Here is a 12,799-nt window from a genome sequence, read left to right as displayed (position 1 = left end):
AATGGAGGGCTTTTTAGTCTGGCTAAAAGTTAAAAGGTATTAGCTATCGAATCTGTGGATTAATTCAACTATATCTTATTGCTAGTGGTGTATATCGTAACGGTAACACTGTAAAAGGGAGCATAGCGATGAGCACGTCAGACGAGAGCAATAAAGCGGCATCAGTCGGCAAATGCCCGTTCCACCAGGGCGGCGTCGATCACAGCGCGGGGGCAGGTACAGGCAGCCGCGACTGGTGGCCAAAACAACTCCGCATCGATCTTCTTAACCAACATTCCAATCGTTCGAACCCTCTGGGTGAAGACTTCGACTACCGCAAAGAATTTAGCAAGCTGGATTACTCCGCCCTCAAGGGCGATCTCAAAGCACTCTTAACCGACTCTCAACCGTGGTGGCCTGCCGACTGGGGCAGCTATGCGGGCCTGTTTATTCGCATGGCCTGGCACGGTGCGGGAACCTATCGCTCCGTTGACGGACGCGGCGGTGCCGGACGCGGTCAACAGCGCTTTGCGCCGCTGAACTCCTGGCCAGATAACGTCAGTCTGGATAAAGCTCGCCGTCTGCTGTGGCCGATCAAGCAAAAATATGGTCAAAAAATCTCCTGGGCCGACCTGTTTATTCTTGCGGGTAACGTGGCGCTGGAAAACTCCGGCTTCCGTACCTTTGGTTTTGGTGCCGGGCGTGAAGATGTCTGGGAACCGGATCTCGACGTTAACTGGGGGGATGAAAAAGCCTGGCTGACCCATCGTGACCCGGAAGCGCTGGCGAAACGTCCGCTGGCGGCCACTGAAATGGGGCTGATCTACGTTAACCCGGAAGGACCAAACGCCAGCGGTGAACCGCTGTCCGCGGCGGCAGCCATTCGCGCCACCTTCGGTAACATGGGAATGAACGACGAAGAGACCGTGGCGCTGATTGCCGGGGGGCATACGCTGGGTAAAACCCATGGTGCGGGTGAAGCAACGGACGTTGGCACAGACCCGGAAGCGTCACCGATTGAAGCGCAGGGCCTGGGCTGGGCCAGCACGCACGGTACCGGTATTGGCGCTGACGCCATTACTTCCGGTCTGGAAGTCATCTGGTCACAAACCCCGACCCAGTGGAGCAACTACTTCTTCGAGAACCTGTTCAAATACGAATGGGTACAAACCCGTAGCCCGGCCGGTGCGATTCAGTTTGAAGCCGTGGACGCGCCTGAGATCATGCCAGACCCGTTCGACCCGTCGAAAAAACGCAAACCCACCATGCTGGTTACCGACCTGACGCTGCGTTTTGATCCGGAATTCGAAAAAATTTCCCGTCGCTTCCTGAACGATCCGCAGGCTTTCAACGAAGCCTTCGCCCGCGCGTGGTTCAAACTGACCCACCGCGATATGGGGCCAAAATCGCGTTATCTTGGCCCGGAAGTGCCGAAAGAAGATCTGATCTGGCAGGATCCGCTGCCGGAGGCAGTATTCAATCCGACCAAAGAGGACATTGAGAGCCTGAAGGCGGAAATTGCAGCATCCGGGCTCTCCGTGAGCGAACTGATTTCCGTGGCATGGGCATCGGCCTCAACCTTCCGCGGCGGTGACAAGCGTGGCGGTGCCAACGGTGCGCGTCTGGCGCTTGCGCCTCAGCGCAACTGGGATGTTAACGCCGCAGCCGTACGTGCATTGCCTGCTCTGGAAGCTATTCAGCGCACCACCAATAAAGCCTCACTGGCCGATATCATCGTGCTCGCGGGTGTGGTAGGCGTTGAGCAGGCGGCGAAAGCGGCAGGCGTTTACGTCACCGTACCGTTCACGCCGGGCCGTGTGGATGCACGTCAGGATCAGACGGATATCGATATGTTTAACCTGCTTGAACCGATTGCTGACGGTTTCCGTAACTATCGTGCGCAGGTTGATGTTTCCACCACCGAATCGCTGCTGATTGATAAAGCCCAGCAGTTGACGTTAACCGCACCAGAAATGACGGTGCTGATCGGCGGCCTGCGCGTACTGGGTGCAAATTTCGACGGCAGTAAAAATGGTGTGTTCACCAACCGCGAAGGCGTGCTGAGCAATGACTTCTTCGTGAATCTGCTGGATATGAACACTCAGTGGAAGGCGACCGATGAATCGAACGAGCTGTTTGCCGGAAGCGATCGCACCAGCGGTGAAGTGAAATACACTGCCACTCGCGCTGACCTGGTCTTCGGCTCTAACGCTGTCCTTCGCGCGCTGGCAGAGGTGTACGCCAGCAGTGATGCTCACGAGAAGTTCGTTCGCGACTTCGTTGCAGCGTGGGCGAAGGTGATGGATCTGGACCGTTTTGACGTGAAATAACCATTGAGCCGGGTACGCATAGCGCACCCGGCGTTTTTGTTACTCCCACTCCTGCAGGAAACGCTGTCCATACTGGTCGGCAACCAGCAGTGCCGCGTAAACCTGATCCGGCGACACGCCACCCGGCATGTTGTGAATGGTCTCTCCCTCAGCGCAAGACGCTTCGGCAATCAGGCGCATTTTGGCCGGAATGTCTTCTTTGATGTTCAGCTGCGCCAGCGTGATCGGCAATCCAACGCTGTGGCAAAGCGCCGCGACGGTTTCGATCTCCTCAACCGGCGCGTTTTCCAGCACCAGTTGCGTCAGCGTACCAAACGCCACTTTTTCACCGTGGTAGAAGTGATGCGCATCCGGCACTGCCGTCATCCCGTTGTGAATGGCATGCGCTGCCGCCAGCCCGCCGCTTTCAAACCCTACGCCGCTCAGATAGGTATTGGCTTCGATAATGCGTTCCAGCGCCGGGGTTACTACGTGCTGCTCGGCGGCCAGCATCGCTTTCTCGCCCTCTTCAATCAGCGTGTTGTAGCACAGCTCGGCAAGCGCTAACGCGGCCTGTGTGCACTTGCCGCCCGCCATGGTGGTCGCGCCACTGCGGGAACAGGCACGCGCTTCAAACCAGGTGGCAAGGGCATCACCAATTCCGGCGGCCAGCAGACGCGGCGGCGCACCAGCCACCACTTTGGTGTCGACAATCACCATATCGGGGTTATGCGGCAGCATCAGATAGCGTTCAAATTCGCCGCTGTCGGTGTAAATCACAGAAAGGGCGCTGCACGGGGCATCGGTGGAGGCGATAGTCGGGGCGATAGCGACCGGCACGTCCATAAAATGTGCCAGCGCTTTGGCGGTATCCAGCGTTTTACCGCCGCCAATGCCCAGCACCGCCATGCAGTCCGCACTGTCGGCCAGTTTTTTCAGACGATCGATCTCATTCTGCGAACATTCGCCGCCAAACGGCGCGATTTCGGCATGTAGCTCTGCATTTTTAAAACTCTGGCGCAGGGTCTCTTCGGCAAAACCCAGCACAAATTTATCGCCAACAACCAGCCAGCGTGTAGCCAGAGGTTTCAGATAGTCGCCGAGACGGGTGAGAACATCAGCGCCCTGGATATATTTCCCCGGCGATTGAATGATACGGTCCATAACATATCTCCCTTAGAGGTTGAGGTTACCAAACGCGTTTTTCCAGTCCTGCTCGAACTTCTCTATTGCTGACTCTATCGCCGGCGTGCCGAGCATTTGTTGCGCTACATCTAAGGGAAGCGTGATTGCTTCACATCCGGCGAGCAGGCAGTCCAGCGCCTGGCGTGGCGTTTTGAAGCTGGCTGCCAGCACCTTGCTCTCCGGTGCATGCTGTTCCAGCAGGGATTGCAGCTCCTGAACCATGCGAATGCCGTCCCCGCCCTGGGCATCCACGCGGTTTACGTATGGCGCGACATATTTTGCCCCGGCCAGCGCGGCCAGCAGGCCTTGCGCGGCGCTGTACACGGCGGTACCCAGCGTAGTGATGCCCGCTGTTTTTAGCGCCTTAATGGCGATAAGCCCCTGGGCGGTGACCGGGATTTTCACCACGATATCCGGGATAGCATTGCTCAGGCGTTTGGCTTCGGCCACCATGCCTTCTGCGTCGCGGCTCATTGTCTGGGCGAATAGCCTGCCTTTCGGTCCAATGGCGCTTTGCAGGCGCGGCAGCACCTCCCAGATTGACTCACGGCTGGCGGCAATGATGCTCGGATTGGTGGTGACGCCTGCAAGGGGGAAAACGCGCGCAAGGCGTTCTACTTCTGCCACGTTGGCGGTATCGAGATACAGTTCCATTATTTTTCCTCGTTTTAGAGTTCTAATTCGTGTTGCAGCAGGGAAGCGATAGCCTCCTGGGAACTGGCATTAACCAGAGCACTGCGAAAATCGTTATGCATGATGCGACGGGCCAGGCGGGAGAAAATACGCATATGCTGGTCGCCAGCAGCGTGTTTATTCAGCGTCAGCATGATGATAAATTGCGCCTCCTCGTCACCCCACATAACGGGCGCTTTCAGGCGTGCGACGCTGATAGTGGATTGCTCAATGTGTTCTGATTTGCTGTGTGGAATGGCGAATCCAAAACCCAACCCGGTGGAAAATACGGCTTCGCGTGCCCATAAATCGGCTTCCAGCTTGCGCGGATAGCGGCATCGCCCGGCGAGCAAAAGGTTATCGGTCATGCCTTTCATGACCTCTTCTTTACTGTTCCAGTCGTTATCCAGAGAAATACAGCGTGGCGTCACCAGTGGCGTATCCTGCTGATTCATACGGAACTGGGCGAGCAGATGTTCTACTTCAAGCGAGGTGCGACACGCCATGGCCTGGTTCAACAGCTGGCGACAGGCGCGGCTATCAAGCTGCGCCAGGCGTGCTTTGGTGGCAGGAATGGCAGGGGAGCCCATGCTCAGTTCGTCCAGCCCCAGACCCACCAGCAGCGGCAGTACCGACCCTTTCGCGCCTAACTCACCGCAGAGGCCAATCCACTTACCCTGACGGTGAACGGCCTGCACCGCGTAGTCCAGCGCCCGCAGGAAGGCGGGGTTCAGGCTGTTGTAATGGCGCGTGACTTTGGCGTTGTCGCGGTCGACGGCAAGCAGATACTGTGTCAGGTCATTGCTGCCGATGCTAAAGAAATCAATCTCTTCGCAGCACTGATCGATGATGAACATCACCGAGGGGACTTCCAGCATAATGCCGAGTGGGATTTTCTCATCAAACGGAATATGTTCAGCCCGGAGCTGTTGCTTCGCGTCGGCGAGCTTCTCTTTTACCCACAGGATCTCCTCCATGGAGGAGATCATCGGGATCATGATCTTAAGGTTTCCGTGGGCAGAGGCGCGAAGGATCGCCCGAAGCTGGGCCGTGAACAGTGAAGAATACTCTTCATATATGCGTACGGCACGGTAGCCGAGGAAGGGATTGTTCTCAGCTGGAATATTCAGGTACTCCACCGGCTTGTCGCCGCCGATATCCATAGTGCGCACAATAATGCTACGGCTATTTGCACTTTCCAGTGCCTGACAGAAAATGTTGTATAACTCGTTTTCGCCGGGTGCGCTGGCACGATCCATATAGAGCATTTCGGTGCGGAACAGGCCCACGCCTTCGGCACCATTTCCAAATGCTGCCTGGGCCTCCACCGCGTGGGCAATATTGGCGGCAATTTCTACCCGCAGGCCGTCGGCGGTTCTGGCTTCACGGTCAAGCCAGACGCGCTGTTGCTTGCGTATCGCCTGCTGGACGCGCGCTTCCTGCTGATAGTAACGCGCTACGGCGTCGCTGCCATTGACGACCACCGCACCGGCATTGCCGTCCACAAATACAGGCTGATTGCGCCATTGCAGCAGGCTTTCACTGTTGACGCCAACCAGCGTTGGAATATTGAAGGAACGCGCGAGGATCACGGTATGCGAGGTGGTGCCGCCACTTTTCAGCAGCAGTCCTTTAAGCTGCGTTTTATCGAGTTCAAGAAACTGACCGGGAGTCAGATCGTCAGCAAGGCAGATGCTCGGCTGCGTCAGCTGGCCGTGAGCCGGGAAACGCGCTTCACCATAGATATGTTGTAAAAGCTGGTAGCAGATGTCGCGCACGTCGAGCACCCGCTCCTGCAAATAGGTGCTGCTGGAACGGGAGAAGGTGTCGCAGAAATGGTTCGCCGTGGCGATGATGGCCTGGGCGCAGCTTAGACCCTGGCTGACCCCTGACAGGAGGTGCTGACGCAGCGAGGTATCTGTAGCCAGCGAGCGGTGGGCTTCAAGAATAGCGCTGGCAGTGCTGTCGCTGTCCAGGGCGCGCAGCTCAATGTGTTCGATCAGCTGCGTCAGGCCGTTATCCAGCGCCGACTGCTCAGTTTCCACGCTTTGCGCGTCGGGTAAATCGGTCAGGGCGTTGAGATCGAGCGAGGACAATAACGTCAGGACGCCATGTGCACTCCCGCTGCATACCGGAGTAGCGCGAAACAGCGTCGGGTTCAGGCGTGTCAGGGATTCAGGCAAGGGATCCAGCTCCGTGCTGATTACCCCTTCAAGCGGCGCGTCGCAATGCGGAAACTCCTCTCTGAGCCACAGCTCCAGCCGCTGCCGGGCATGCTGCTCGTCTTCACCGTTTATCACCAGGCGGCAGGCATCGCCCGCCAGCGTATCGGTACCAATCAGCGCCAGCGCGCTTTTGGCGTCGCCTTTACGATCCGTACGCAGGTTATGCCACTCAATTTGCGAGATAAACGTGCTGCACAGCGTTTCTACATGACTTGCAGGACGCGCGTGAACGCCGTTGGGCAATTCACAGGTAAATTCCACTACCAGAGCCATACACACTCCTGAAACTAATCGTCAATTATGCGGAACAGCATACGAGCGTGATGATGAGGCGCGCCATGTGACAAAACTGCCAAAAACTGGACAAATGTAATGTCACCTTAAAATTGAGATTTCACTCACAAGTTGTGACAGTTTGCGTAATGCGAAGTCGATGAGAAATGTCGAGGCGGATCGCATTTTCATTCCGATATTACAAAAATCCAGTAAATGGCCTTTTTGTCTCCTGTCCGCCGTCTTCCTGATTGCCTATTGTTTGCCACAACATCTTTGTGGATAAAGGCCTGGAGCGGCATATGAAAGCGTTGGTGCATATTCTCAAGAACACGCGACAGCATCTGATGACAGGGGTGTCGCACATGATCCCGTTTGTGGTCTCGGGCGGCATTCTGCTGGCGGTTTCGGTCATGCTATACGGCAAAGGTGCGGTGCCCGATGCCGCAACCGATCCCAATCTGAAAAAGCTCTTTGACATCGGTGTGGCGGGTTTAACACTGATGGTGCCATTCCTCGCCGCCTATATTGGTTATTCCATTGCAGAACGCGCCGCGCTTGCTCCCTGTGCTATTGCCGCCTGGGTGGGCAACAGCTTCGGTGCAGGGTTCTTTGGCGCAATTATCGCCGGGATTTTCGGTGGCATTGTCGTCTGGTATCTGAAAAAGCTGCCCGTGCCGAAAGTGCTGCGTTCCGTTATGCCTATCTTCATCATCCCGATTATCGGCACGTTTATTACCGCAGGCATCATGATGTGGGGACTGGGCGAGCCTGTAGGCGCGCTTACTACCGGTCTCACCCAGTGGCTGCAAGGCATGCAGCAGGGCAGCATTGTGGTACTCGCCATTATTATCGGTCTCATGCTGGCGTTCGACATGGGCGGCCCGGTCAACAAAGTGGCTTATGCCTTCATGCTGATTTGCGTTGCGCAAGGCGTCTATACCGTCGTTGCAATTGCCGCCGTGGCTATTTGTATACCGCCGCTGGGGTTAGGCCTGGCAACGCTTATCGGCCGTAAGAATTTTACCGGTGAAGAACGTGAAGCAGGTAAAGCGGCGCTGGTGATGGGCTGCGTGGGTGTCACCGAGGGAGCGATTCCGTTTGCCGCAGCGGACCCGCTACGCGTGATTCCTTCCATTATGTTGGGCTCCGCCTGCGGCGCGGTCACGGCTGCGGTTACGGGCGCGCAATGCTATGCCGGATGGGGCGGGTTAATTGTGCTTCCCGTGGTGGACGGCAAGCTCGGCTATATCGCGGCGGTTGCCGTGGGTGCAGTGGTGACGGCGGTCAGCGTCAACGTGCTAAAGCGTATTGCCCGAAAGAACACAAAGCAGATCGAGGAAAAAGAGGATGACCTGGATCTGGATTTCGAAATTAACTGAGTGAGGAAGAGAACATGGCCCGAATTATCGCAGTAACCGCATGTCCGTCTGGCGTTGCCCATACCTATATGGCTGCCGAAGCGCTGGAAAGCGCCGCAAAAGCGAAAGGCTGGGAAGTGAAGGTAGAAACGCAGGGGTCGATTGGTCTTGAGAACGAACTGACGGCAGAGGATATCGCCGCAGCAGATATGGTGATCCTGACTAAAGATATCGGCATTAAATTCGAAGAGCGTTTTGCCGGGAAAACCATCGTGCGCGTCAATATCAGCGACGCGGTAAAACGTGCCGACGCCATCATGAACAAAATCGATGCCCACCTGGCGCAAACCGCCTGATGCTCTCCCGCCCTTCGGGGCGGGCTGGTTTTTTCCGTTACAGGAGTTCCCTCATGACGAATCGTATACCGCGTTTGAAAAATGCGCTCTTTGCCAACCCTCGCGAGATCTCGCTTGAACGTGCGCTGCTCTATACAGCCAGCCATCAACAGACGGAAGGCGAACCGGTTATTCTCCGTCGCGCGAAAGCAACGGCGCACATTCTCGACCATGTGGAAATCGCGATTCGTGATGAAGAACTGATTGCCGGAAACCGCACCGTTAAGCCGCGTGCAGGCATTATGTCACCGGAGATGGATCCCTACTGGTTGCTTAAGGAACTGGACCAGTTCGCCACCCGTCCGCAGGATCGCTTTGAAATCAGCGATGAGGATAAGCAGACCTACCGTGAGGTGCTGTATCCCTATTGGGAAAACCGGTCGATGAAGGATTTCATCAACAGCCAGATGACGGAGGAGGTGAAGGCCGCCGTAGGGACGCAGATTTTTAGCGTCAACCAAACGGATAAAGGGCAGGGGCATATCATTATTGATTATCCTCGCCTGCTTAATAACGGGCTGGGCGCGCTGGTGGCGGAAATGCGTGAACGCTGCGCTCGTGATACGCAAAACACGTTCTATGCAGCGGCGCTCATTCTGCTCGAAGCGTCCCAGCGCCATATTCTGCGTTATGCGGCGCTCGCTGAAGAACTGGCTCAGAGCAGCGATGCTACTCGCCGCGAAGAATTGCTGGCAATGGCCGACATCTCGCGACACAACGCACAGCATAAGCCGCAAACCTTCTGGCAGGCGTGTCAGCTGTTCTGGTACATGAACGTCATTTTGCAGTACGAATCTAACGCCAGTTCGCTCTCCATCGGGCGTTTTGATCAGTATATGCTGCCGTTTTATCAGGCCTCGTTAACGCAGGGAGACGATCCAGCGTTTCTGAAAGAGTTGCTGGAGTCGCTGTGGGTGAAGTGTAACGATGTGGTGCTCTTGCGCTCGACCAGCAGTGCCCGTTATTTTGCCGGGTTTCCGACCGGGTATACCGCGCTGCTGGGTGGCCTGACGGAAAACGGGCGTAGCGCGGTGAACGTGCTTTCGTTCCTGTGTCTGGATGCCTACCAGAGCGTTCAGCTTCCCCAGCCTAACCTCGGCGTACGGGTAAACGAACTGATCGACCGGCCTTTCCTGCTGAAAACAGCGGAGACTATTCGGCTGGGCACCGGCATTCCACAGATTTTTAACGATGAAGTAATAGTACCTGCCTTTTTGAATCGCGGCGTGTCGCTGGAAGATGCGCGTGACTATGCGGTTGTCGGCTGCGTTGAACTGTCGATTCCAGGGAAAACTTACGGCCTGCATGATATCGCCATGTTTAACCTGCTGAAGGTAATGGAAATCGCCATGCAGGAGAACGAAGGCAATAGCGGGCTGACGTACGAGGGGTTAATTGAACATATACGCGCCAGGATTAATCACTACATTGCACTGATGGTGGAAGGAAGCAACATTTGCGATATCGGCCATCGCGACTGGGCACCCGTGCCGTTGCTCTCCTCCTTTATCAGCGACTGTCTGGAAACGGGGAAAGACATTACTGACGGTGGCGCGCGCTATAACTTCTCCGGTGTGCAGGGGATTGGTATTGCTAATTTGAGCGACTCGCTTCACGCCCTGAAAGGGCTGGTGTTTGAACAGCAGCGCTTAAGTTTTGACGAGCTGCTGGCGGTGTTAAAAGCGAATTTTGCCACCCCGGAGGGCGAAAAGGTACGCGCGCGGCTGATCAATCGCTTTGAGAAATACGGTAATGATATCGACGATGTCGACAATATCAGTGCGGAACTGCTGCGCCATTACTGTAAAGAGGTCGAAAAATACCGCAACCCGCGTGGTGGAATCTTCACGCCTGGCTCGTATACCGTCTCTGCCCATGTGCCGCTTGGCGCGGTCGTGGGGGCTACGCCGGATGGTCGCCTGGCGGGCGAACAGCTGGCGGATGGAGGACTTTCTCCGATGCTCGGCCAGGATATGCAGGGGCCGACGGCTGTGCTGAAGTCGGTGAGCAAGCTGGATAACTATTTGTTATCTAACGGTACGCTGCTAAACGTTAAATTCACCCCAGCCACGCTGGAAGGCGATGCCGGGTTGCAGAAGCTGGCTGACTTCCTCCGTGCGTTTACGCAGCTTAAGTTACAGCATATCCAGTTCAACGTGGTCAACGCGGAAACCCTGCGTGAGGCGCAACGGCGTCCTCAGGATTTTGCCGGGCTGGTGGTACGCGTTGCTGGCTACAGCGCCTTCTTTGTTGAGCTGTCGAAGGAGATCCAGGATGACATTATCCGTCGGACCGCGCATCAGCTGTGACGTCGTTGAAACACGCGCCGACGTAGCGCGTATTTTCAATATTCAGCGTTATTCGTTGAACGACGGAGCAGGTATTCGCACGGTAGTCTTTTTCAAAGGCTGTCCTCACCGTTGCCCGTGGTGCGCCAATCCTGAGTCGATCTCGCCGAAAATAGAGACGGTTCGCCGGGAGAGCAAATGTTTGCACTGCGCTCCCTGCCTGCGTGATGCGGACGAGTGCCCGTCCGGCGCGTTTGAACGCATCGGACGCGACGTGACGCTGGACGAGCTGGAACGCGAAGTGATGAAGGATGACGTCTTCTTTCGCTCATCGGGAGGCGGGGTGACGCTGTCAGGTGGGGAAGTATTAATGCAGGCACCCTTTGCGACGCAGCTGCTTAAGCGTTTGCGCCGCTACGGTATTCATACCGCTATTGAGACGGCGGGAGATGCGCCCCTGTCCCGATTGCTGCCGCTGGCACGCCAGTGTGATGAAGTACTGTTTGACCTGAAGATTATGGATCCTGAGCAGGCACGTTCGGTGACGGCAGTAAATCTTCCCAGAGTGCTGGAAAACCTTACGCAGCTGGTGGCCGAAGGCATAAACGTCATCCCCCGTGTGCCGCTTATTCCGGGCTATACGCTAACTGACGCCAACATGGCGAGCGTGCTGGCATTTTTATTACCTTCAGGGATACGGCAGCTGCATTTATTACCGTTTCACTCTTATGGTGAACCAAAATACCGTCTGCTTGGGCAACAATGGTCGATGCGGGAGGTGAGTCCTCCGACAGCTGACGAGGTCGCGGCAATGCGCCGTATGGCCGAAGATAAAGGGTTTCATGTCACCATTGGAGGTTAAAAATGACAGTAATAGCAGGGCGTCATCTGGTGGCGGTAACCGCGTGCGTGAGCGGCGTGGCGCATACGTACATGGCCGCAGAACGGCTGGAGCGGATTTGCCAGCAGGAGAAATGGTCAGTGCGCATTGAGACGCAAGGAGCGTTAGGCATTGAAAGTGAGCTGACGGAGGACGATATCCGCCGCGCCGATGTCGTATTACTTATCACGGATATTGAGCTGGCGGGCAACGAACGCTTCGAATCCGCCCGCTATGTGAAATGCGGCATTAATGCTTTCCTGCGGGACCCGCAAAAGGTCATGGCAGCGGTACGAAAAATGGTATCCGCACCGCAGCATACGCAGGTCATTCTGGATTAGCCGCTTTTCCGATTAGCTGGCTGTGATACTGACGACGGTATTCCGACGGCGAGCGCTCCGTGTTTTTACGGAATAAACGGCAGAAATAGTTACTGTCGACAAAACCGCAGGCATGCGCCACTTCTTTTACCTTTAAGTCATACCCTTTCAGCAACTGACGCGCGTGCTCCAGCCGCGTGTGGGTCAGGTACTCATTAAAACCTACCGCGCCGGTTTTCTGAAAAAGATGCGATAAATAGTTCGGAGAGATGTAAAACGCCTGCGCTACGGATTCCCGGGTAAGCGGGGTCGCATAATGTTCATCGATATAAACGCGAATAGCTTCAAACAGCGCCTGACTTCGGGAGGCGGTCTGGATCTGGCTACCCAACAAATCGACGCAGTGGCTAAGCAGGCTGGCAACAATCAGTCGCGCTGTTTGCTGCTCGTGCGGCTGCATCTGCATTTCATGAAGCGTCTGTAACAGGAAGGATCCGATGCGTGGCCCCCGACGGGCAACGTGCTGTTTTGCAAGGTTACGAACGTCTACGCCGTCCCAGTGCAAAAGGCTAAATCCAAGCTGCTGTTTGCCAAACAGGATGCTCAGCGTTGTCGCGGGCATGTGCCATTGTGGATCGTTCCAGCCGCCAGCCGGGACGTATAAAACGTCACCCTGCTGTAATACGCAAGCCGCCGGGTCTTTCACCGAGCCTTCGAGCACGATCTCCAGACGGGGGAAATCAACCTGCAGGGCGAGTTCGGGTGCGCAGAGGGCGGGGTTGGCGAAATGAACCTGACGCAGCGGCATCGTACCGCTAATCAGGTCAGTCAGGATGTGGGTAATATCATGCTGCATGGTGTAAATACCGAGGTATTGCCGGGTGGCGCTGACGCTTACCCGGCCTACCTGTC

At 56.0% G+C, this 12,799-nt stretch carries 10 protein-coding genes; 6 read left to right on the top strand and 4 right to left on the bottom strand.

Features of this window, described 5'->3' with window-relative positions; all coding sequences use genetic code 11:
- Nucleotides 1-128 precede the first annotated feature (128 nt).
- The gene (gene katG, locus PUZ33_RS13630; RefSeq protein ID WP_058680509.1) at nucleotides 129-2,309 is read left to right on the top strand and encodes a catalase/peroxidase HPI; all 2,181 of its coding nucleotides are present in this window, start codon (nucleotides 129-131) and stop codon (nucleotides 2,307-2,309) included.
- Between the two features lie 39 nt (nucleotides 2,310-2,348).
- On the opposite strand, the gene gldA is transcribed toward katG, so the two are convergent.
- Genes gldA through ptsP form a run of 3 tightly spaced genes read right to left on the bottom strand, consistent with a single transcriptional unit; the run spans nucleotide 2,349 to nucleotide 6,643 of the window.
- On the bottom strand, nucleotides 2,349-3,452 hold the full coding sequence (gene gldA / locus PUZ33_RS13625; RefSeq protein WP_058680510.1) for a bifunctional L-1,2-propanediol dehydrogenase/glycerol dehydrogenase: 1,104 nt from the start codon (nucleotides 3,450-3,452) through the stop codon (nucleotides 2,349-2,351).
- 12 nt (nucleotides 3,453-3,464) lie between these two features.
- Nucleotides 3,465-4,127 carry a fructose-6-phosphate aldolase gene (gene fsa, locus PUZ33_RS13620; protein WP_058680511.1) on the bottom strand — a complete coding sequence of 221 codons (663 nt, stop codon included), beginning with the start codon at nucleotides 4,125-4,127 and terminating at the stop codon, nucleotides 3,465-3,467.
- A gap of 14 nt (nucleotides 4,128-4,141) precedes the next feature.
- A complete protein-coding gene (ptsP, locus tag PUZ33_RS13615; protein ID WP_252107753.1) occupies nucleotides 4,142-6,643 on the bottom strand; it encodes a phosphoenolpyruvate--protein phosphotransferase in 2,502 nt (833 codons plus the stop codon).
- A 302-nt stretch (nucleotides 6,644-6,945) separates the two neighbouring features.
- On the opposite strand from ptsP, the gene PUZ33_RS13610 reads away from it, so the two are divergent.
- The 5 genes from PUZ33_RS13610 to PUZ33_RS13590 are packed head-to-tail and all read left to right on the top strand — an operon-like array spanning nucleotide 6,946 to nucleotide 11,908.
- On the top strand, nucleotides 6,946-8,025 hold the full coding sequence (locus tag PUZ33_RS13610) for a PTS fructose transporter subunit EIIC (RefSeq protein WP_058680513.1): 1,080 nt from the start codon (nucleotides 6,946-6,948) through the stop codon (nucleotides 8,023-8,025).
- Nucleotides 8,026-8,039: 14 nt separating this feature from the next.
- Entirely contained in the window at nucleotides 8,040-8,360 is a 321-nt protein-coding gene (locus tag PUZ33_RS13605) for a PTS fructose-like transporter subunit IIB (RefSeq protein ID WP_029882888.1), read from the top strand.
- A gap of 53 nt (nucleotides 8,361-8,413) precedes the next feature.
- Complete coding sequence (locus PUZ33_RS13600; protein ID WP_058680514.1) at nucleotides 8,414-10,708, top strand: formate C-acetyltransferase; 2,295 nt, start codon at nucleotides 8,414-8,416, stop codon at nucleotides 10,706-10,708.
- Nucleotides 10,674-11,549, top strand: a complete 876-nt coding sequence (locus PUZ33_RS13595) for a [formate-C-acetyltransferase]-activating enzyme (RefSeq protein ID WP_058680515.1) — start codon at nucleotides 10,674-10,676, stop codon at nucleotides 11,547-11,549. Before PUZ33_RS13600 ends, PUZ33_RS13595 begins: the two co-directional genes overlap by 35 nt.
- Before the next feature lie 2 nt (nucleotides 11,550-11,551).
- The gene (locus PUZ33_RS13590) at nucleotides 11,552-11,908 is read left to right on the top strand and encodes a PTS fructose-like transporter subunit IIB (protein WP_029882885.1); all 357 of its coding nucleotides are present in this window, start codon (nucleotides 11,552-11,554) and stop codon (nucleotides 11,906-11,908) included.
- Here the strand turns inward: PUZ33_RS13590 and PUZ33_RS13585 are convergent.
- A complete protein-coding gene (locus PUZ33_RS13585) occupies nucleotides 11,895-12,743 on the bottom strand; it encodes a helix-turn-helix transcriptional regulator (protein ID WP_058680516.1) in 849 nt (282 codons plus the stop codon). The two genes, PUZ33_RS13590 and PUZ33_RS13585, sit on opposite strands and share 14 nt — an antisense overlap.
- Nucleotides 12,744-12,799 lie beyond the last annotated feature (56 nt).

It is taken from the genome of Enterobacter cloacae complex sp. 2022EL-00981 (assembly GCF_028737495.1).
GTDB lineage: Bacteria > Pseudomonadota > Gammaproteobacteria > Enterobacterales > Enterobacteriaceae > Enterobacter > Enterobacter cloacae.
Note: the sequence above shows the minus strand (reverse complement) of the source record. Positions and strands in the feature narration are given on the sequence as shown.

Coding starts and splice junctions, on each gene's coding strand:
- PUZ33_RS13590 (WP_029882885.1), top strand. CDS start 11,552: ATGACAGTAATAGCAGGGCGTCATCTGGTGGCGGTAACCGCGTGCGTG.
- PUZ33_RS13595 (WP_058680515.1), top strand. CDS start 10,674: ATGACATTATCCGTCGGACCGCGCATCAGCTGTGACGTCGTTGAAACA.
- gldA (WP_058680510.1), bottom strand. CDS start 3,452: ATGGACCGTATCATTCAATCGCCGGGGAAATATATCCAGGGCGCTGAT.
- PUZ33_RS13610 (WP_058680513.1), top strand. CDS start 6,946: ATGAAAGCGTTGGTGCATATTCTCAAGAACACGCGACAGCATCTGATG.
- PUZ33_RS13605 (WP_029882888.1), top strand. CDS start 8,040: ATGGCCCGAATTATCGCAGTAACCGCATGTCCGTCTGGCGTTGCCCAT.
- fsa (WP_058680511.1), bottom strand. CDS start 4,127: ATGGAACTGTATCTCGATACCGCCAACGTGGCAGAAGTAGAACGCCTT.
- katG (WP_058680509.1), top strand. CDS start 129: ATGAGCACGTCAGACGAGAGCAATAAAGCGGCATCAGTCGGCAAATGC.
- PUZ33_RS13600 (WP_058680514.1), top strand. CDS start 8,414: ATGACGAATCGTATACCGCGTTTGAAAAATGCGCTCTTTGCCAACCCT.
- PUZ33_RS13585 (WP_058680516.1), bottom strand. CDS start 12,743: ATGCAGCATGATATTACCCACATCCTGACTGACCTGATTAGCGGTACG.
- ptsP (WP_252107753.1), bottom strand. CDS start 6,643: ATGGCTCTGGTAGTGGAATTTACCTGTGAATTGCCCAACGGCGTTCAC.